The sequence below is a fragment of the Micromonospora sp. NPDC051925 genome, assembly GCF_044548625.1.
GTDB lineage: Bacteria > Actinomycetota > Actinomycetes > Mycobacteriales > Micromonosporaceae > Micromonospora.
The window spans coordinates 1-20,074 of the sequence record NZ_JBIUCH010000004.1 but is presented as its reverse complement, the minus strand read 5'-3'; the positions used below and the strand labels follow the sequence as shown (position 1 = coordinate 20,074).

The following is a 20,074-nucleotide window of genomic DNA, read 5'->3' as shown; positions in this document are numbered from 1 at the left end:
GAGACCATCATGCGGCTATCCCGCATCATCATGGCGCTGACGGTCGGCCTGGCCATCGTGGCCGTGCCGGGCGCGGCGGGGGCGGCCCAGCCGCAGCCACCCGCCGACACCACGGCCACCCCGCAGCCGCCACCGGACTACCCGCCCACCACACCGTCTCTGACGGTCAGCCCACCCACCATCATCCTCGGTGAGACGGTGGTCCTCACCGGCACCGGTTTCGGGCCGAACGAGACCGTCGACATCGACGTCACCGTGGCGCCCCTCGCGGCGTCCGTTCCGGGGCAGGCCCCGGCCCGGCGCAGCGACGGCACCACCGTCGCGATGGTGCGGGTCGACAACTCACAGCCGCAGCCCGCGCCCCGGCACTTCACGGCGCAGACCGACGCGAACGGTCGGTTCACCGTGAGCTACCGACCGAGTGACGTCGGTCGGCTGACGTTCACCGCGACCGGGCGCACCTCGGGCCGGACGGCCAGCGCGACGCTCACCGTGCTGCCGAAGAAGCATCACCTGCCGGTCACCGGTGACAACCTGAGCACGCCGCTGAAGGTCGGTGGTGGGCTCGTCGGTGCCGGTGTGGTGCTGATGCTCAGTGCCCTCGTGTGGCGGCGTCGCCACCGGTTCGGCATGACCCGCTGACCCGGAGCACACCGCTGGACGCTGGTGCCCGTCAGACCCATGGTCTGGCGGGCACCAGCGCGTGCGCCCACCCGGATGCCTCCAGCCTCGGCCCGGTCAGCCGCTCACACCAGCCCGTGCGCCAGCATCGCCTCGGCCACCCGACGGAAGCCGTTGATGTTCGCCCCGGCCACGTAGTCGCCCGGCAGGCCGTACTCCTCGGCGGTGGACCAACAACGGGCATGGATGTCCCGCATGGTCTCCCTCAGCCGCTGCTCCGACTGGGCGAACGTCCACGAGTCACGGCTGGCGTTCTGCTGCATCTCCAGCGCGCTCACCGCCACCCCGCCGGCGTTGGCAGCCTTGCCCGGGGCGAACCTCACCCCGGCCCGGCCGAGGATGCGCACCGCCTCAGGGGTGGTCGGCATGTTCGCCCCCTCGACCACCGCGACGCAGCCGCCGGCCACCAGCGCCGCGGCCTCCGCGCCGCCGATCTCGTTCTGCGTAGCGCACGGCAGCGCCAGGTCGCAGGGCACCTCCCAGACGGTGCGGTCGTTGACCGCCACCGCGTGCGGCAGGTGTCGTGCGTAGTCGTCGAGGCGGGCCCGGCGGGTCTCCTTCAGCTCCCGCAGCAGCTCCAGGTCGATGCCCTTCTCGTCGAGTACGTAACCGTCGGAGTCGGAGCAGGCCACCACCGTGCCACCGAGCTGGTGCACCTTCTCGATCGCGTACGTCGCCACGTTTCCCGAACCGGAGACCACCACCCGCTTGCCGTCCAGGCTGTCCCCGATCTGCTGCAGCATCTCCTCGGCGAAGAACGCCGCCCCGTACCCGGTCGCCTCGGTGCGCGCCTGAGCGCCCCCGTACGACAGGCCCTTGCCGGTCAGCACCCCCGACTCGTACCGGTTGGTGATCCGCTTGTACTGGCCGAACAGGTAGCCGATCTCCCGGCTGCCGACGCCGATGTCACCGGCCGGCACGTCGGTGTGCTCGCCGATGTGCCGGTACAGCTCGGTCATGAAGCTCTGACAGAAGCGCATCACCTCGCGGTCCGAGCAGCCCTTCGGATCGAAGTCCGCGCCGCCCTTGCCACCGCCGATCGGCAGCCCGGTCAACGCGTTCTTGAAGATCTGCTCGAACCCGAGGAACTTGACGATCCCCAGGTAGACCGACGGGTGGAAGCGCAGGCCGCCCTTGAACGGGCCGAGCGCGCTGTTGAACTCCACCCGGAAACCCCGGTTGACCCGGACCCGACCGTGGTCGTCCTCCCACGGCACCCGGAAGATGATCTGCCGTTCCGGTTCACAGATCCGTTCGATGATGCGGGCGTGCCCGTACTCGGGGTGGCGGGCGAGGGCCGGACCGATGCTCTCCAGCACCTCCCGTACCGCCTGGTGAAACTCCGGTTCCCCCGGGTTCCGGTTGACCACCTGGGTGAACACCGACTCGGCGGCCTCCGCCATCCGGTCACGTCCCTTCCGGTCTCGATGTGGCGTCGTCTCTCGATGTGGCGTCGTCGCCACCAACCCGTCGGCGCGCACCGGCGACCACCCCCCGGTTACGGATCGTCACCCCTGTCCGATTCACTGGACGGCTGGACGAGTCGATCTGGAATGCGGCCCGGGGCGCGTGCGCCTGGCTGGACGCCGCCAATGGTACCGACCGGGTCGAGCTGACCTGCCGAATCCTCAAGCTGAGCGAGGAGGCCGGTGAGACAGCCCGCCGCCTGGATCGGAGCGCCTGGCCGGAACCCGCGCAAGGGTGTCACGCACAGTCATGATGATGTCGCCGTCGAGTTGACCAACGTGTGCCGCGACGTTCCCGCCATTCGCGGGGTGCGGGTGGTTCCCGCCTCGTTCTTTGCCGGCCCTCAGTCCCGCTGTCGGGTGGTGGGGGTCACGTGGAGCCGTCTCGCGCCACCCGCCGAGAGGCGACCCGCACGCCGACCGCGCCGCCCCCGACCCCCAGGGTCGGGGGCGGCGCACGCTGTGCGTATCAGGCAGAATCACGGCGTGGACTGGTCCAGGTCGGTCGGAGTGGTCGCGCTGCCCAGCGGCGTGACCGTACGCGGGCGGCGGGTGGCCGACGAGGTGTCGCCGGCCGACTTCGCCCTGCTCCTGGCCCCTGGCGCGGCCCCCGCCTGGCCGCACCGGCGGATCCGGTGGCCCGACTTCTGGCTGCCGCTCGACCGCGCGGACGCCCTCGACGCCCTCCGTGAGGCGCTGCGTCGCGCGCACGACGGCACCCGGGTGGAGGTGGCCTGCCGGGGTGGGATCGGCCGGACCGGCACCGCCCTCGCCGCCCTGGCGATCCTCGACGGGCTGCCGGCCCGGGACTCGGTGGCCTGGGTCCGCGACCACTACCACCCGAAGGCCGTCGAGACCCCCTGGCAGCGCGCCTGGCTGCGCCGGCTGCCCGACAACTGACCGACACCGGCCAGTGGGCGGGGCGATGTGCCCGCCGGGCCCGGCCGGTCACCCGGCGGCGACGTACTCGCGCAGGTGGCGGCCGGTCAGGGTGTCACCGTGCGCGACCAGGTCGGCGGGGGTGCCGGTGAAGACGACCCGGCCGCCGTCGTGACCGGCGCCGGGGCCGAGGTCGATGATCCAGTCCGCGTGTGCCATCACCGCCTGGTGGTGTTCGATGACGATCACGGTGTTGCCCGCGTCGACCAGGCGGTCCAGCAGCGCGAGCAGTTGGTCCACGTCGGCCAGGTGCAGACCGGTGGTCGGCTCGTCCAGGACGTAGGTGGCGGCCTTCTCGGCCATGTGCACGGCCAGCTTGAGCCGCTGACGTTCCCCGCCGGAGAGCGTGGTCAGCGGCTGCCCCAGGGTCAGGTAGCCGAGACCGACCTCGGCCAGCCGGTCCAGCACGACCCGGGCCGGTCCGGACGGGAAGAAGTCCCGCGCCTCGGCGACCGACATGCCGAGCACCTCGCTGATGTTCCTGCCGCGCAGCGTGTACGTCAGTACCTCGGGGGTGTAGCGACGCCCCTCGCACGCCTCGCAGACGGTGGCGACGGCGGCCATCGTCGCCAGGTCGGTGTAGACCAGCCCGATTCCCTTGCAGGTCGGGCAGGCACCCTCGGAGTTGGCGCTGAACAGCGCGGCCTTCACCCCGTTGGCGCGGGCGAAGGCGGTACGGATCGGGTCGAGCAGGCCGGTCCAGGTCGCCGGGTTGCTGCGCCGGGAACCCCTGATCGCGGACTGGTCGACCACCACCACCCCACCCCGACGGGGCAGCGAGCCGTGGATCAGTGAGCTCTTGCCCGAGCCCGCCACCCCGGTGACCACGGTCAGCACACCCAGCGGCAGGTCGACGTCGACGTCGCGCAGGTTGTGCAGGTCGGCACCGCGGATCGGCAGGTGACCGGTGGGCCGGCGGACGGCCGTACGCAGGGTGACCCGGTGGTCGAGGTGCCGGCCGGTCAGCGTGTCCGAGCGACGTAACCCGGCCACGTCACCGGTGTAGCAGATCCGGCCGCCGGCCGAGCCCGCACCCGGGCCGAGGTCGACCACGTGGTCGGCGATCGCGATCGTCTCCGGCTTGTGCTCCACGACCAGCACCGTGTTGCCCTTGTCGCGCAGCCGCAGCAGCAGGTCGTTCATCCGGGCGATGTCGTGCGGGTGCAGGCCCACCGTCGGTTCGTCGAAGACGTACGTCACGTCGGAGAGGCTGGACCCGAGGTGGCGGACCATCTTCACCCGCTGTGCCTCGCCGCCGGAGAGGGTGCCGGACTCCCGGTCCAGGCTGAGGTAGCCCAACCCGATCTCCACCAGCGAGTCCAGGGTGTCACGCAGGTCGGCCACCAGCGGCGCCACCGACGGGGCGTCGATCCCGCCGATCACCTGCGCCAGGTCGCTGATCTGCAGGGCGGTGCACTCGGTGATGTTGCGTCCGGCGATCCGTGACGACAGCGCGGCCTCGTTGAGCCGGGCCCCGCCGCAGGTGGCGCAGGTGGTGAAGGTGACCGCCCGGTCCACGAAGGCACGGATGTGCGGCTGCATCGACTCCCGGTCCTTGGCCAGGTAGAGCCGGCGGACCTTCACCGCCAGCCCCTCGTACGTCCAGCTGTTGGCCCCCACCTTGATCTTCGTGGCCGGTTTGTGCAGGAAGTCCGCCCACTGCTGCGCGGTGAAGTCCTGGAGTTTGACGTCCGGGTCGAACAGGCCGGACCCGACGATGGTCTGCCAGTACCAGGAGTCGACGGCGAAGTTCGGCACCAGGATCGCCCCGTCGTTGAGTGAGCGCTCCACGTCCACCATCGCGGGCACGTCCAGGTCGGAGACCCGGCCGAGCCCCTCACAGGCCGGGCACATGCCCTCGGCGAGGTTGAAGCTGAACGCCCCGGCCCCGCCGACGTGCGGCTCGCCGAGCCGGCTGAACAGAATCCGCAGCATCGTGTACGCGTCGGTGGCGGTGCCCACGGTGGAGCGGGAGTTCGCCCCCATCCGTTCCTGGTCGACCACGATCGCCGGGGTCAGGTTCCGCAGCGAGTCGACGTCGGGTCGGGACAGGTTCGGCATGAACGACTGGAGGAAGGCGCTGTACGTCTCGTTGATCAGGCGGCGGGACTCGGCGGCGACGGTGCCGAACACCAGTGACGACTTCCCCGAGCCGGAGACCCCGGTGAAGACCGTGAGCCGTCGCTTGGGAATGTCGACGGAGACCCCGGTCAGGTTGTTCTCCCGGGCCCCCCGTACCTCGATCACGTCGTGGTGGTCGGCGGCGGGCTGCGCTGATTGCTCCATACCTTCGATTTTCTCATTCATGCTCCTGTGGAGACTTTCACCGAAGATCGCCGAGGTGGCGGGAAGCTGCTGGGCGTAAAGTCTCAAACCACGTGACAACCGCTAGGGTGACCGGGTGGGTGACCGGGTGGGTGACCGGGTGGGTGAGCGACGGTGGCGGGTGGTCGACGTCGCGGCCAGCGCGGGGATCTCCACCCAGCAGGTGCGCAACTATCTGGCCGACGGGGTGCTGCCGCCGGCCGACCGCACGCCCAGCGGCTACCGGATGCTCACCGAACGGCACGTGCGGGCCCTCGCGGTGGCCCGCCGGATGGCGGAGGGGCACGGCTGGTCGCGTACCCGGGAGGTGCTGGCCGCCGTGCACCGGGGCGAGTGGCCGACGGCGCTCGCCGCGCTCGACGCCGGCCATGCCGAGCTGGACCGTGAGCGCGCCGAGATCGCTCGGGTGCTGGGTGCGTTCGAGACCGTGTTGGACGGCCCGGCAGCGGCCGTGCCCCGTCGGGACGCCCGGATCGGTGTGGTGGCCGCCCACGTCGGCGTGCGGACCTCGCAGCTCCGCCTCTGGGAGCAGCGCGGCCTGCTCCGTCCGCACCGGCAGCGGGGCACCGGCTACCGGGTGTACGACGTGGCGGAGTGGCGTGCGGCGCAGGTGGTGGCCCTGTTGCGTCGAGGTGGCTACCCGTTCGACATCATCACGGCGGTCCTCGACGAGCTGCGCAGCACCGGCCGGCCGGACCGGGTCCGGGCCGAACTGGCCCGGCGTGAGCAAGACCTGCACCGCCGCAGCCTGCGCCGGCTGCGTGCCTCCGCCGCGCTGTACGACTATCTGGCCGAGACCGGGTCGGCTGACGGGAGCTGAAGTCGTCGGCGCGAAAGTCGGGTCGGCCGGGGTGTGACACGTCGAGCGGCCCGGCGGATCATCCGCCGGGCCGCTCGTGAGTGGTACGTCAGTTGAGGCCGCAGGCGGCGAAGTTGTCGAGGTTGGGGCGCTGTGCGCCGACGCGGTTGAAGGCGATCTCGATGCGGTCGAGGGCGGCCTGGCGCTTGTCCTTCAGGGGGCCGAGGATGGCGTTGTTGATGAAGTTGGCACCGCCCTGGGGGTTGGCGGCCTGTTGGGCGAGGCGGGCGTTGGCCTCGCTGATCTGCTTGTCGAGGTTGGCCAGTTCGGCCTGGACGTTGGCGGCGGCCTGGGCCGGGACGTCCGGCAGTTGCGGCGTCGGGCAGTTCACCGTCTGCGCGGCACCGGCGTTGCCCCCACCGTTGTTACCCGCTCCGTTGTTACCGCCGTTGTTGCCGGCACCGGCGTTGCCTCCGCCGTTGTTGCCCGATCCGGCGTTGCCGGCACCCGCGCCGTTGAGGCCGCAGGCGGCGAAGTTGTCGAGGTTGGGGCGCTGTGCGCCGACGCGGTTGAAGGCGATCTCGATGCGGTCGAGGGCGGCCTGGCGCTTGTCCTTCAGGGGGCCGAGGATGGCGTTGTTGATGAAGTTGGCACCGCCCTGGGGGTTGGCGGCCTGTTGGGCGAGGCGGGCGTTGGCCTCGCTGATCTGCTTGTCGAGGTTGGCCAGTTCGGCCTGGACGTTGGCGGCGGCCTGGGCCGGGACGTCCGGCAGTTGCGGCGTCGGGCAGTTCACCGTCTGCGCGGCGGCCGTGGTACCCGCGCCCGCAGCGGCGTTGCCGGCCTTGACGGAGCTGTTCAGGGCGCTCGCGATACCCGGGGCGTTCAGTCCGCAGGTGGCCAGGCTGTCCAGGTCGGGACGCTGAGCGCCGACCCGGTTGAAGTTGATCTCGATGCGGTCCAGGACCGCGACGCGCTTGCTCTTCAACGGGCCGAGGATGGCGTTGTTGATGAAGTTCGCGCCGCCCTGGGGGTTGGCCGCCTGCTTCGCCAGCCGCTCGTTCTGCCGGGCGATCTCCTCGTCCAGGTTGGCCAGCTCCCGCTCCACCCCGGCGGCGGCAGCCGCCGGAATCGCGGGCAGCTTGTCTCGCACGGTGGGGCAGTTCACGGTCTGCGCGGCGCTGCCGGTGTTCTCGTCCGCGGAGGCGAGCTGTAGACCGCCACCCAGCAGCAGCACCGCCAGGGCGCCGACTCCGCCGAGCTTGAGGACGGCATTCTTCCGCATTGGCCTGGCCATGTACCTCTCCTCTGATCTCCGGCGGGCCGTCGACGATGTCGCGTCCGGGTGGCCCGACGGTGGCTGGGGTCAAGGAGGACCGGTGTCCGACGCCCGGCATTGGCGACCGCCCCGATCCGTCCTTGCGGCGATGGATACGGGGAGCGGACGGAGATCGTTCAAGACGTGCGGTGAGCGAACTCTGACGATGCGTGTCGGGTGGACGAATCGCCAGCTCAGGGGGTGTGGGAGCGATTCCGTGGTCGATCTGGAGCGGGATTTTCGTCGCCTTTCGGTAACCGTCCACCTACTCCTGGTGAGACCCGGGTGGTCGACGGGCGCGGCACCGGACGAGCCGTCGGGCGGCGCGGCCACTGTGGATCCGACGTGCGGGCTCGGTATGGTGCCTCACCATGAGAGCCCGGGTTCCGGCCGCCGTCGCGGCCGTACTCCTCGTCGCGGGGATGCCGTCACCGGCCGGCGCGTCCGTCGCGCCCCGCGCCGGGTCGGCCCGCGCAGCCGTCACGCCGTGCCCGAAGCTGGCGGTGCCGAAGGTGACCCGGCCGCCCCGTCCCACCCCACCTGCGGCGGTGCCCGCCCAGCAGGCGGTCGGTGGCGAGGCGCTGGCCACCCCCGGTCTGGTCGTGCCGCCCGACGCCCCCGCGCCGCCGGTCACCGCGACCTCCTGGCTGGTCGCCGACCTGGACACCGGGGCGGTCCTCGGCGGCTGTGGCCCGCACGAGTACGGCACCCCGGCCAGCGTGCAGAAGCTGCTGCTGGCCGCCACCATGCTGCCGAAGCTGAACCCGAAACAGGTCGTCACGGTGACCCGCCCGGATCTGGACATCGAACCGGGCAGCTCCGCGGTGGGCCTGCTCGACGGTGGTCGCTACTCGGTCGAGACCGCCTGGCTCGGCCTGCTGCTCCAGTCCGGCAACGACGCGGCGAACCTGCTGGCCCGCCTCGGCGCGGGCAGCGCGTCGGCCGGGGTACGCGAGATGAACGCCGAGGCACGCCGGCTCGGCGCGTGGCAGACCCACGCGGTGACCCCGTCCGGGCTGGACGGGCCGGGCCAGTTCACCAGCGCCTACGACCTGGCGTTGATCGCCCGGGTCTGCTTCGCCGACCCCACCTTCCGCCGGTACGCGCTGACCGAGCGGACCCAGATCCCGGCCCAGCCGGCGCTGCGCAAGCCCGGCTTCCAGATCCAGAACGAGAACCAGCTGATCTACCGGTACCCGGGGGCGCTGGGTGGGAAGACCGGCTTCACCGATCTGGCCCGGCACACCTACGTCGGGGCCGCCGAACGCGACGGCCGACGGCTGGTGGTGACCCTCCTCGGTGCGGAGGCTCGCCCGGTGCGCGGCTGGGAACAGGGGGCACGGCTGCTCGACTGGGGCTTCGGCCTGCCCCGGGACGCCTCGGTGGGTCGGCTGGTCGACCCCGGTGAGCTGACCGCCGCCAGCCCGTCCGCTCCGCCGTCCACCCCGGCGGCCGCCGCTCCGACCACCGCCGGGCGGGCGGTGGGAGCACCGGACTGGTGGGGTGGGGCGGTGGTGGGCGGGGCGGCCGTGCTGGTCGGCGTGTTGGCCGTCCTGCTCGCCGTCGGCCGCCGGCGGCGGCGGGCCCGCCGCCGGGTCCGGCGGCGGGTCGCCTGGGACTGACGGCGACGCCTCGCCCGGGATCGAGCAGCGTCGACAACCGGTCCCACCCTCCATAGACTCCGGTCGTTCCGGTACCCGCCGCCTCTCCGGTACCACGAGTCCAGGAGGACCACAGTGTCGAGTGAACCCCGACCGTTCGCCGCCGGGTCGCGTCCCCACGGCCGGCTGGCCCGCCTCGCCGGGGTGGCGTTGGCCTCGGCCACGCTGGTCGTCGCCGGTGGCACCGCCGCCGTCGCCGCGCCGGCCGGCGGCCCGAGCGCGCCCCGGACCACGAAGGGGCCGTGCGCCTACACCTCCACGCCCGACGAACCGGCGGCCCGGCCGGTGCCGCTGCCGCCGGACCCGCGTCGGACGCCGGATCACGGCACCGTCCGGGTCACCCTGCGCACCTCGCAGGGCCCGATCGGGCTGACCCTGGACCGGGAGCAGGCCCCGTGCACCGTGCAGAGCTTCCTGCACCTGGCGCGACACCGGTTCTACGACTGGACGCCCTGTCACCGGTTGACCGCCTACCCGACGTTGAAGGTGCTCCAGTGCGGCGACCCGTCCGGCACCGGTGAGGGCGGGCCCGGTTACCGCTACCGCGACGAGCTGCCCACCGGCCTGCCACCCGCGCCGACCGACCCCACCGGGGTCCGCCGGCTCTACGCCCGAGGCACCCTCGCCATGGCCAACGTCGGCCCGGACACCAACGGCAGCCAGTTCTTCCTGGTCCAGTCGGACTCGGCGCTGCGCCCCAACTACACCGTGTTCGGCAGCATCGACGCGGCCGGGCTGGCCACCCTGGACCGGATCGCCACCGGTGGCATCGCACCCACCGCCGAGGACCCGGCCCCGGTGGACGGCGCCCCGGCCCTGCCGGTGCAGATCCACCGGGCCATCCGGGGCCACTGACCCGGTCGGCTGGCGTGACCGCCGGGTCTGTCGGGTGGGGGTTGGCCGACGCCCCCGCCCGAGCGGGGTCGGCGCGGGCGTCGTCCGCCCCCACCACAGCTGTGGTGGGGGCGGCACTCTACCGGCCCGTCGGGGTCGGTCGGGCGTGATTCGCCGGATCGCCGGATCAGCGGGCCCGGCGTCACTACGTTCGTCAGCGTGAGAGTTCGGGGACGTACCGCTGCCGTCATCGCCGCCCTCCTGATGTCGCCGGCCGGCGCACCGACCGGTGCCCTGGCGGCTCCCGGGGCGGTGACCACCGGGCCGTGCGCCCCCGTACCGTCGGCGTCCCGGCCGCCCCGACCGGTGCCGCCGCCCGCCGACCCCGCCGCCCGTGCGGTCGGCGGTCCGGCCCTGGCCACCGACGGTCTGGTACGCCCGGCCGGGACATCCGTGCCGCCCGCCGTGCCGGCCACCTCCTGGGTGGTCGCCGACCTGGACAGCGGCGACGTGCTGGGCGGCTGTGGCCCGCACGAGTACGGCACCCCGGCCAGCGTGCAGAAGCTGCTGCTCGCCGCCACCATGCTGCCGAAACTCGATCCACGCCAGGTCGTCACCCTGACCCACGGGGACCTCGACATCGAGCCCGGCAGCTCCGCCGTGGGCTTCGCCGAGGGTGGTCGGTACCGGATCGAAACCCTCTGGCTGGGCCTGCTGCTCAAGTCCGGCAACGAGGCCGCGAACGCGCTGGCCCGCCTCGGCGGTGGCCCGGACGGGCTGGCCGGTGGGTTGCGGGCGATGAACGCGCACGCCCAGCAGCTCGGCGCGTTGCAGACCCACGCGGTGACCCCGTCCGGGCTGGACGGGCCGGGCCAGTTCACCAGCGCGTACGACCTGGCCCTGATCGCTCGGGCCTGTTTCGCCGACGCCACCTTCCGGCGCTACGACGCCACCCGGGAGACGACGATCCCCGGTCAGCCGGCGCTGGACGAGAAGTCCTTCGAGATCCAGAACGACAACCAGCTCCTCTACCGGTACCCGGGAGCGCTGGGTGGGAAGACCGGCTTCACCGACCTGGCCCGGCACACCTACGTCGGTGCGGCCGAGCACGACGGCCGGCGGCTGGTGGTCGCCCTGCTCGGCGCGGAGGTCCTCGACAAGCGGGGCTGGGAGCAGGGCGCGGACCTGCTCGACTGGGGCTTCGGGGTGCCCCGGGGCGCGGCCGTGGGCCGGCTGGTCAACCCCGGTGAGCTGACCGCCACGCCGTCCGGGTCCGCCGCCACCCCGCCCCCGCTGGCCGCCGCCGGTGGCCCGGCCCGGCTCGACCCGGCCGGTCACCGGTGGTCGCGTCCGCTGGTCGCCGTCGTCCTGTCCGCCGTCGTGGCCGGGGCCGCCGGGCTGCTGCTCGCGCTGCGTCGCCGGCCCCGCCACGTCGGCCCCCGCCAGCGGTGAGACCCGACACGGACGGTTGTCGGTCGGGGACGGGACCTCGTCGTACGCCGCCGACGGTGCGGTCCGGCGCGGACCGCGGTCGGTCGGCGGCGACCCGGTTGCTGGCCGCAGCGGTGGCGCTGGCGACGTGGACGGCGGGTTGCGACCGGCCGCCGGGCCCCGTGCCGGTGTCGAGCGCCGCCCTGCCCGGTCCGACCGGGTCGCGCGCCCCGGCCGACGTGGTGCTGCTGTCCGAGGTGGACCCGAGCATCGCGGTGGACATCCGGTACGCCGGCCCGCACAACTTCGTCGGCCGGCCGGTGGACGGTTACGAGGAGCCGTTGTGCCTGCTCACCCGGCCCGCCGCCGAGGCGCTGCGCCGGGTGCAGGACGCCGCCCGCGCCCAGCGCCTGAGCCTGCGGGTGTACGACTGCTACCGGCCGCAGCGCGCGGCCGACGAGTTCGTCCGCTGGGCGAAGGACCCCGCCGGGCAGCAGATGAAGGCCGAGTTCTATCCCCGGGTGGCCAAGTCGAGGCTCTTTGCCGACGGCTACCTCGGTGCGCCCACCGCGCACAGCCGGGGCAGCACCCTCGACCTGACCCTGGAGCCCCTGGCCGCCCCGGCCCGGTCCAGCTACGCCCCGGGCCAGCCGCTGGTGGCGTGCACCGACCCGGCCGACAAGCGGTTCGCCGACGGCGCGGTCGACATGGGCACCGGCTTCGACTGCTTCGACCCGCTCGCGCACACCGCCGACACCCGGATCACCGGCACCGCCCGCGCCAACCGTGAACTGCTGGAGCGACTCATGACCGGGGGCGGTTTCGTCAACTACGACCGGGAGTGGTGGCACTACCGGTACGCCGACGAGCCCTACCCGGACACCTACTTCGACTTCCCGGTGGCCCGCTCGGCGCTGCCGCCCCGCTGATCCGGCCCTGCTCGACGTCACCGGTCACCAGACGCACCGCCCGACGTCGACCGCACCGGAGGCTCAGGCCGTCGGTGGACGGGTGCGCAGTGGCAGCCAGGTCAGCACGTCCTGGATCTTCGCGTCCCAGTACGGCCAGTCGTGGTCGCCGGGGGAGAACTCCACGGTGACCGGCACACCCCGCTCCCGGGCGGCCTCGACGAAGCGTAGATTGTCCTCGTACAGGAAGTCCTCGGTGCCGCAGGCGAGGTAGAGCGGGGGAGTGTCGGCCCCGGCGCGGCCCACCAGCGCCACGGTGTCGTCGTCTGCGCCGGCCACCGGGGCGTCTCCCCAGATGGTGTGCCAGACGGCCGGGTCGACCGGCCGGTCCGGGTGGTCCCGGCGGTGGGCGACGTTGAGCGCCCCCGACAGGCTGGCGGCGGCGGCGAACCGCTCCGGCCGTCGCAGCGCCCACTTCATCGCCCCGTAGCCACCCATCGACAGCCCGGCCACGAAGGTGTCCTCCCGGCGGTCGGAGAGCCGGAAGAGCGACTGGCAGACCTGCGGCAGCTCCTCGGTGAGGAAGGTCCAGTACCGGTTGCCGTGCGCCTCGTCGGTGTAGAAGCTGCGGCCTACCTGCGGCATCACCACGGCCAGGCCCAGCGGGGCCGCGTAGCGTTCGATCGAGGTGTGCCGCAGCCAGGCGGTGTCGTCGTCGGTGAGACCGTGCAGCAGGTAGAGCACCGGCGGGTCGCCGTCGACCGCGCCGCCGGAGTCCCCGAGCTGGGACGGGGCGCGTTGCGGCAGGATCACCGTCATCGAGGTGCTGAGTCCCAGGGCGTCGGAGTCGAAGTCGCAGCGCATCAGTGCCATGGTCAGGCACCGTACCGCGCGCTGCGCCGTCACGACGGACCGTCCACGGATGACCGCGGTGCAGACCGCCGACGAGCACGTCAGGGAGGTCCGCCTTCCGGTCGCTCTGGTGGGGAGCGCCTGGAGTGACGACGTGTCACGGGTGTGTGAGCACGCGTAGCCGTACCGGCGCTGCCGCGAGCGGTGTGAATATCCGTTGCCGCCGTCCGGGCGCTGGCCTAGTTTCAACGGGCAACGCCACACCGAATCCACCGGGGAGCCCACCGTGTCGCAGCACCTGCACACCGAGTCCACGCGGCCAGTGCCGCGCGGCGGTGTGCGGTTGCCAGCCGACGGGCGTACCCAGGGCAGGTGTGGCCGGCGACCGGGGTGGCGGCGCGGATAGCGCCAGCGCGACACGCGTAGCCGCCCACCCCGTCCAGGGTCCGGGCGGCTTTTTCGTCGTCCGGCACCCGCCGAGGGGTGTAGCTCAACTGGTGGAGCACCGGATTCCACCCCCGACGGTCGCAGGTGCGAATCCTGTCACCCCTGCTCCGACGAACGAGGAGACCACGATGGCATTCACCCCGCTGCCGGGCACCAAGGCCCCGGTACGGGTCTGGACCGACCCGTACGCGATCGAGCCGCAGGCCGCGCAGCAGCTGCGCAACATCGGCGCGCTGCCCTGGGTGCAGGGCGTCGCCGTGATGCCGGACGTGCACTACGGCAAGGGGGCCACCGTCGGCTCGGTGATCGCGATGCGGCAGGCCGTCTCGCCGGCCGCTGTCGGGGTGGACATCGGCTGCGGGATGAGCGCGGTACGGACCTCGCTCACCGCCGCCGACCTGCCCGACAACCTGGCGTCGCTGCGGTCGGCGATCGAGGCGGTCGTCCCGGTCGGCTTCGCCAAGCGGGACGACCCGGTCGACCCGCGTCGGGTCCGGGGCCTGGAGCAGCGCGGCTGGGACGACTTCTGGGGCCGGTTCGCCACGCTGGACCGCAGGGTGGCACAGCTGGAGAGCCGGGCCCGGCACCAGTTGGGCACCCTCGGTGGGGGCAACCACTTCATCGAGGTCTGCGTCGAGCAGGACGGCCCGGACGCCGGGCAGGTCTGGCTGATGCTGCACTCCGGTTCCCGCAACATCGGCAAGGAACTGGCCGAGCGGCACATCGGGGTGGCCCGCACCCTGCCGCACAACACCGACCTGCCCGACCGTGACCTGGCGGTGTTCCTCGCCGGCACCCCGGAGATGGACGCCTACCGCCGGGACCTGTGGTGGGCGCAGGAGTACGCCCGGCGCAACCGGGCGGTCATGCTCGCCCTGCTCTGCGGCGTGGTCCGTGACGCGTTCCCGCAGGTCAGCTACGGGGAGCCGATCTCCTGCCACCACAACTACGTGGCGGAGGAGCAGTACGACGGGGTGGACGTGCTGGTCACCCGCAAGGGGGCGATCCGGGCCGGTCGGGGGGACCTGGGCATCATCCCGGGGTCGATGGGCACCGGCTCGTACATCGTGCGGGGTCGGGGGAACCCGGACGCGTACTGCTCGGCGTCGCACGGCGCGGGGCGGCGGATGTCCCGGGGGCAGGCGAAGCGGACGTTCAGCACCGCCGACCTGGCGGAGCAGACCGCCGGGGTGGAGTGCCGCAAGGACGCCGGGGTGGTCGACGAGATCCCCGGCGCGTACAAGGACATCACCCAGGTGATGGCGCAGCAGGACGACCTGGTCGAGGTGGTGGCGCACCTCAAGCAGGTGGTCTGCGTGAAGGGTTAGGCCGACCGGCGTCCGTGGGGGCGGGCGTCGGCCGCCGGTCACCCCGGGGCGGGTGGCCGGCGGCCGGTGCGGGCTCAGCCCAGGTGCATCGCGCCACCCGTCGACAGGTCCTGCTTGCGCACCTTGATCAGCAGCAGGGTGGTGAGCCCGGAGAGCAGGATCAGCCCGGCCCCCCAGGCGAAGGCGACGGTGTAGCCGTGCACCAGGGCCTTGGCCTGGTTGACCGGGTCCGGTACCCGGGTCGCCAGGTACGCGGTGACCGCGCTGGTGTACAGGGTGTTGAGCAGGGCGGTACCCAACGATCCACCGACCTGCTGGGTGGCGTTGAGGGTGGCGCTGGCCGCGCCGGCGTCGTGTTCCGGCACGCCGACGAGGGCCAGGCTGGACAGCGGCACGAAGGTGAAGCCCAGACCCATGCCGAGGATGACCTGCGCGGGCAGCAGATGGGTGACGAAGGACGTGTCCAGGCCGATCTGGGTCAGCGACAACATGCCGCCCGCCGCGAGGACGGCACCGGTCACCATCAGCGGCTTCGCGCCGAGGCGGGGCAGCAACTGGCTGGCCACGCCGGCCGCGATCAGCACGCCCAGGGTGATCGGCAGCGAGGCCAGGCCGGCCTTGACCGGGGTGTAGCGCAGCACCACCTGGAAGTAGAAGGTCAGGAAGAGGAACGCGCCGAACAGGCCCGCGCCGATCAGGGTGGAGGCGAGGAACGCGCCGCCCCGGTTGCGGTCGAGCAGGATACGCAGCGGCAGCAGCGGGTGGCTGGAGCGCTTCTCGATCACCGCGAAGGCGGCCAGCAGGAGCACGCCGGCGGCGATGAAACCGATGGTGGCGGTGGCGTCCCAGCCGTCCTCGGCGGCCTTGGTGAAGCCGTAGACCAGGGAGACCAGGCCGGCGGTGACCACGATGGCGCCGGGGATGTCGTACCGGGTGTTGCCGTGCGCGCGGCTCTCGGGGACCAGCGGGATCGCGGCGGCGAGGGCGACGGCGGCGATCGGGATGTTCACCAGCAGGCACCAGCGCCAGTCGGCGTACTCGGTGAGCACGCCGCCGAGGACGAGACCGACGGCGGACCCACCACCGGCGATGGCGCCGTAGACGGCGAATGCCTTGGCCCGGTCCCTCGGCTCGGTGAAGAGCACCGTGAGCAGGGCCAGCGCGGCGGGAGCGAGCAGCGCGCCGAAGGCGCCCTGGAGGGCGCGGGCGGCGAAGAGCAGTTCGCCGGTGGTGGCCACGCCGCCGATGGCGGAGGCGAGCGCGAAGCCCACCACACCAACCAGGAAGGTGCGCTTGCGTCCCCAGTAGTCGGCGATCCGGCCGCCGAGCAGCAGCAGTCCACCGAAGGCGAGAGTGTAGGCGGTGACCACCCACTGCCGGTCGGCGTCGGAGATGCCGAGGTCGGCCTGGGCCTGCGGGAGGGCGATGTTCACGATGGTGGCGTCGAGGACGACCATCAGCTGGGAGATGGCGATGACCGCCAGTACCAGCCAGCGCCGCGGGTGCGCCCCTGTCGACGCCACGGCGTCGGGTGCGCCCGGGGATGTTGCGGTGGAACCGGGCATGGTGGGCCTTTCGAATGAGGTACGGGCTGCGTTGCGGATGACGGGGACACCGGGCGGGCTTCCCGGTGCGGAGCTGCGACCGACGGGCGCAGTGCCCGGTGTGTCTGGGGCGGTCGCGGCTGGCCGCTCAGTCGGAGCGGTAGCGGAGCACGGGAATCAGCACCTGGTCGACGAGACTGGTGATGAACTCGTCGTCGGCCGGGAGACCGTGGGCCATGATCCGGGACATCACCATGGCCGGGGCGAGGTCGTGGAAGAGGTCCCGTTCACCGGCCTCGGCGGGGATCTCGCCCCGGGCTGCCGCGCGGACCACCACGGCGACGCCGGCCACCCGGCCGGCGGGCAGCACCTGCTGCCGGATCAGGTTCTCCAGTTCGGGGCTGCTCCGCATGGCGAAGATGAGAGCCTGCATGAGGTCACTGTCGTCGGTGCAGATCGCGGCGGTGGTGCGCAGCAGTTCGAGCAGGTCGCCGCGGAGCGAACCGGTGTCGGCGGGAATCTGCACGCCGACGTGGCGATGGCGCAGCGCGGCGGCGACCAGCTGGGGTTTGCCGGGCCAGTGCCGGTAGACGGTGGCCTTGCTGGCCCGAGCCCGCGCGGCCACCGCGTCGATGGTCAGCCGGTCGTAGCCGACCTCGCGGAGCAGCTCGAGCACGGCCTCGAGGAGCTCCGGGTGGCGGTCGTCGCCGGCCCGGTCGTCGGCGGTTCCTGCGCCGCGCTGGACGGCGGGCACGGTAGGCATGATCTCTCCTCGCGAAACGATTTCGTACTCACGTTAGCTGCGGATTCGCTCCGGTGCAGCCAGCTATGACGTACGTCGCACCATCGAGGGAAACGAGAACGTTTCGTTCCGCTGGCATTCCGGCCACGGCGTCCGCCAGGACGATCACCGTGCTGAACCCGACGGAGAAGGCGACCACGGGCCAGGCGACCGCGACCGGGGCCCGCGCCATCCGCGCCTCCCGTGGTCAGGCGCGGGTCAATCCGATGGTGGCGGCGAGGCGGGCGACGTCGGCCGGGGTGGGTCCGGAGCGGAGCACGGCGGTCAGCGCGGTGCGGGCGGCGGGGCGGGTGCGGGTCTCGGCGGGGGCGATGCGGTCGGCGGTGAGCAGCGCCCGGCCGGCCGCGTGCCGGTCGCCGAGGTCGAGGTGGGCACGGGTGATGTCGATGAGGTGGGCGGCGCGGGTCTCGGCGGGGAGCCGCTGCCAGCCGTCGTGCTCGGTGGCCCGGCGGTGGGCGGCGACGGCCCGATGGTGGTCGCCGAGCCGGGTGGCGGTCAGGGCGCGGGCGAGTTCGACGGCGGTGGGGCCGAAGGCGATGCCGTCGTGCTGGTGGTCGTACTGCTCGTGGCGGGTGGCGAGGCGGGCGGCGCGTTCGGTGAGGTCGTGGGCGGTGGCGGTGTCGCCGTGGCTGGCGGCGGCGAGGGCGGCCTCGATGAGCAGCGTCCCGGTCAGGGCGAGGGCCGGCGGATCGTCCTCCGACACCGCCGGGTCGAGTCGGTGTACGGCGGTGAGCGCGGCAGCCGTCGCCAGACGGCCCCGCCGCAGCGCCCGGAGCGCCTGGGCGAGGGAGACCGCCGCGAGCCCGGCCCGCAGCGGTTCACCGCGTGCGGCGGCCATCATCGCCCGGTCGGCGGCCAGCCAGGCGAGGTTGGCTTCGCCGAGCTTGACCAGCGTCTGGGCGGTGAGTCGGTGGACCCGTACCAACAGGTCGGCGGCGGGCGGGTCCACCAGGCCGGCGGGGCAGGCATGGCGGCTGTCGACGAGCAGGTCGGGCAGCATCCGCAGCACCTGGGGGTGATGCCCGTTGCGATAGGCCGTCCACGCGTACCCTGCCTGGTCGTCGAGCTGGCGCACCGGCGGGCCGACCGGGGCCGACCCCGGGGCATCGTGTCGGGCCAGTGCGGCCCGGACCCGTTCCACGCCGGCACCCACGTCGGTGGCCGGTGCCGGTGCGGTCCTGCCGGCGAGCAGGACGTGCGGGGCGACGCCGAGCGCCCCGGCCACCGTCTCGATGACGGAGAGCCGATCGAGGGTACGCACGCCTCGTTCGACCTTGTCGACCCAGCTCTTCGACTTGCCGATCCGGTCGGCGAAGACCTGTTGGCTCATGCCCCGGCGAGCCCGTAGCTCGGCCATCCGCCGCCCGATCGGCGACTCGGTGCCGGTGTGCTGCCGGCCCGGCCCGGTCATCGGTCGTGCCCCGGCAGCGGCATGGTGTGGGTGGACCCGCCGCAGCGGGGGCACCACCGGGACTTGACCCGGAACGCGAGCAGCCCGAGCAGGAAGCCCGGCACCAGCCCCCCGAACAGGACCGACAGCACACTGGAGATCACGAGCGCCCCCGCTCTCCGGCCCCGGCAGCGGGGTTGCCTGCCGGGGCGTCGTGATTGGACCGGGGGGTGACGACAAACTTGTGCTGCATGGGGCCGCTCCTACGTGGGGTCGATTCCGTGCGTCGGTTGGTGGGTGGTCATCGCGGGCCGTCCTGGCTGGGCCAGTGGCCGCGGTTGATCGGGATACGGTGGCGGCTTTGGCAGGGCAGGGCGCTTCCGCAGCGGCAGATGTGTCGCCAATGCCGCCATGACCAGACGGGCCGATGCCGGCGGGCGAGGGTGAGCGCCACCGCCAGGACGTACCCGTCGTAGGAGACGCGCCTCATCGGCTCGCCGGAGCAGTCGAGGCCGGTGTTCGCCGCGTCCGGGGGTGGGAATGGAGCACTGCCGCCTCCTCGTGCCGTGTGTGTCCCGGGGGGGGGGGGGGGGGGGGGGGGGGGGGGGGGGGGGGGGGGGGCCCCCGCGGGGGGGGGCGGGGCCGCCCCCCCACGCCAGTGAGGACCGGCCCACAGTGCCAACCGGGGGAATCGACCTCTTAGGCAACCTCCCACAGGTACCGTTGGGTAGTCAAGGGCTGGCGTAGGTGGTCTACTCGTGTTGCCAACCGAGGGGAACACCGTGCCACCGCGTTACCGCTACGAGCAGATCGCCGACGACCTCGCCGAACGCATCAAGTCCGGCGAGTTCCCGCCGGGCTCCAAGCTGCCCAGCCGCCGAGAGTTGATCGAGCACTACGGCGTTACGGAACCCGTGATCGACCGTGCCATGCAGGTGTTACGGATCAAGGGCATGACCGAGACCCTGCCTGGCGTGGGCGTCTTCGTCGTCGAGTAGGCCCACTGGGCGTCCTGCTGCTTGGCGTGGTTGGCTCGACATGCAGCCCGGCCCTTGAGGTCACGGGGATGCCCACAGGCGGTGTGGTCCAAGCGCCCCTTGTCGGTGACCGTCGGGGCGAATTCCGGCGCGGCAGGGGCTTTCTTTGTCGGGGCCTTCTTGGTGGCCTCAGTGGGGCTCGGCTCGGTCATGTGTCCTCCTCGGCTGATGCGCCCCGGTGGCGCATCGGCAACGTAAGAGGGCCGCTGACCAGTCCTAATACTCCAACGTCACTTGGCTTCGGCGTTGGGCGTGGCGTGGGCGTGAAGACGGCCACCGCGTTGATCATCGATGGTTTGTGAGGACAACCGAAGA

The 20,074-nt window shown here is 72.6% G+C and carries 17 protein-coding genes and 1 tRNA gene; 10 read left to right on the top strand and 8 right to left on the bottom strand.

Annotated elements, in window-relative coordinates:
• Positions 1-9: 9 nt before the first annotated feature.
• Entirely contained in the window at positions 10-642 is a 633-nt protein-coding gene (locus ACIG87_RS06530; protein ID WP_396848778.1) for a hypothetical protein, read from the top strand.
• 104 nt (positions 643-746) lie between these two features.
• Here the strand turns inward: ACIG87_RS06530 and gdhA are convergent, their stop codons facing one another.
• A complete protein-coding gene (gene gdhA, locus ACIG87_RS06525; RefSeq protein WP_396848777.1) occupies positions 747-2,084 on the bottom strand; it encodes an NADP-specific glutamate dehydrogenase in 1,338 nt (445 codons plus the stop codon).
• 549 nt (positions 2,085-2,633) lie between these two features.
• Between gdhA and ACIG87_RS06520 the strand changes: the two genes are divergently transcribed.
• On the top strand, positions 2,634-3,047 hold the full coding sequence (locus ACIG87_RS06520; protein WP_396848775.1) for a protein-tyrosine phosphatase family protein: 414 nt from the start codon (positions 2,634-2,636) through the stop codon (positions 3,045-3,047).
• Positions 3,048-3,095: 48 nt separating this feature from the next.
• Here the strand turns inward: ACIG87_RS06520 and ACIG87_RS06515 are convergent, their stop codons facing one another.
• Complete coding sequence (locus ACIG87_RS06515; protein ID WP_396848774.1) at positions 3,096-5,372, bottom strand: ATP-binding cassette domain-containing protein; 2,277 nt, start codon at positions 5,370-5,372, stop codon at positions 3,096-3,098.
• A 115-nt stretch (positions 5,373-5,487) separates the two neighbouring features.
• Here ACIG87_RS06515 and ACIG87_RS06510 point away from each other — a divergent pair, with 115 nt between their 5' ends.
• The gene (locus tag ACIG87_RS06510; RefSeq protein ID WP_396848772.1) at positions 5,488-6,231 is read left to right on the top strand and encodes a MerR family transcriptional regulator; all 744 of its coding nucleotides are present in this window, start codon (positions 5,488-5,490) and stop codon (positions 6,229-6,231) included.
• 88 nt (positions 6,232-6,319) lie between these two features.
• Here the strand turns inward: ACIG87_RS06510 and ACIG87_RS06505 are convergent, their stop codons facing one another.
• A complete protein-coding gene (locus tag ACIG87_RS06505; RefSeq protein WP_396848770.1) occupies positions 6,320-7,504 on the bottom strand; it encodes a hypothetical protein in 1,185 nt (394 codons plus the stop codon).
• A gap of 392 nt (positions 7,505-7,896) precedes the next feature.
• Here ACIG87_RS06505 and ACIG87_RS06500 point away from each other — a divergent pair, with 392 nt between their 5' ends.
• From ACIG87_RS06500 to ACIG87_RS06485, 4 genes are all read left to right on the top strand, one after another.
• Entirely contained in the window at positions 7,897-9,147 is a 1,251-nt protein-coding gene (locus ACIG87_RS06500) for a D-alanyl-D-alanine carboxypeptidase family protein (RefSeq protein WP_396848769.1), read from the top strand.
• Between the two features lie 114 nt (positions 9,148-9,261).
• Positions 9,262-10,041 carry a peptidylprolyl isomerase gene (locus ACIG87_RS06495; RefSeq protein ID WP_396848767.1) on the top strand — a complete coding sequence of 260 codons (780 nt, stop codon included), beginning with the start codon at positions 9,262-9,264 and terminating at the stop codon, positions 10,039-10,041.
• Between the two features lie 243 nt (positions 10,042-10,284).
• Complete coding sequence (locus ACIG87_RS06490; protein ID WP_396849231.1) at positions 10,285-11,472, top strand: D-alanyl-D-alanine carboxypeptidase family protein; 1,188 nt, start codon at positions 10,285-10,287, stop codon at positions 11,470-11,472.
• 56 nt (positions 11,473-11,528) lie between these two features.
• Complete coding sequence (locus ACIG87_RS06485; RefSeq protein ID WP_396848766.1) at positions 11,529-12,380, top strand: M15 family metallopeptidase; 852 nt, start codon at positions 11,529-11,531, stop codon at positions 12,378-12,380.
• A gap of 63 nt (positions 12,381-12,443) precedes the next feature.
• Here ACIG87_RS06485 and ACIG87_RS06480 read toward each other — a convergent pair whose 3' ends face one another.
• A complete protein-coding gene (locus ACIG87_RS06480; RefSeq protein ID WP_396848764.1) occupies positions 12,444-13,232 on the bottom strand; it encodes an alpha/beta hydrolase in 789 nt (262 codons plus the stop codon).
• A 458-nt stretch (positions 13,233-13,690) separates the two neighbouring features.
• Here ACIG87_RS06480 and ACIG87_RS06475 point away from each other — a divergent pair.
• Both ACIG87_RS06475 and ACIG87_RS06470 read left to right on the top strand, forming a co-directional pair.
• A tRNA-Trp gene (locus ACIG87_RS06475) sits at positions 13,691-13,763 on the top strand.
• Between the two features lie 23 nt (positions 13,764-13,786).
• Entirely contained in the window at positions 13,787-14,986 is a 1,200-nt protein-coding gene (locus tag ACIG87_RS06470) for an RtcB family protein (protein WP_396848762.1), read from the top strand.
• A 74-nt stretch (positions 14,987-15,060) separates the two neighbouring features.
• Here the strand turns inward: ACIG87_RS06470 and ACIG87_RS06465 are convergent, their stop codons facing one another.
• The 4 genes from ACIG87_RS06465 to ACIG87_RS06450 form a co-directional block, all read right to left on the bottom strand.
• Complete coding sequence (locus ACIG87_RS06465) at positions 15,061-16,551, bottom strand: MFS transporter (protein ID WP_396848760.1); 1,491 nt, start codon at positions 16,549-16,551, stop codon at positions 15,061-15,063.
• 127 nt (positions 16,552-16,678) lie between these two features.
• Positions 16,679-17,293, bottom strand: a complete 615-nt coding sequence (locus tag ACIG87_RS06460; protein WP_396848758.1) for a TetR/AcrR family transcriptional regulator — start codon at positions 17,291-17,293, stop codon at positions 16,679-16,681.
• 226 nt (positions 17,294-17,519) lie between these two features.
• Positions 17,520-18,743, bottom strand: a complete 1,224-nt coding sequence (locus ACIG87_RS06455) for a helix-turn-helix domain-containing protein (RefSeq protein WP_396848756.1) — start codon at positions 18,741-18,743, stop codon at positions 17,520-17,522.
• Complete coding sequence (locus tag ACIG87_RS06450; protein WP_396848755.1) at positions 18,740-18,886, bottom strand: hypothetical protein; 147 nt, start codon at positions 18,884-18,886, stop codon at positions 18,740-18,742. Before ACIG87_RS06450 ends, ACIG87_RS06455 begins: the two co-directional genes overlap by 4 nt.
• Positions 18,887-19,480: 594 nt before the next feature.
• Here ACIG87_RS06450 and ACIG87_RS06445 point away from each other — a divergent pair.
• On the top strand, positions 19,481-19,720 hold the full coding sequence (locus tag ACIG87_RS06445; RefSeq protein ID WP_396848754.1) for a winged helix-turn-helix domain-containing protein: 240 nt from the start codon (positions 19,481-19,483) through the stop codon (positions 19,718-19,720).
• Positions 19,721-20,074: the final 354 nt, after the last annotated feature.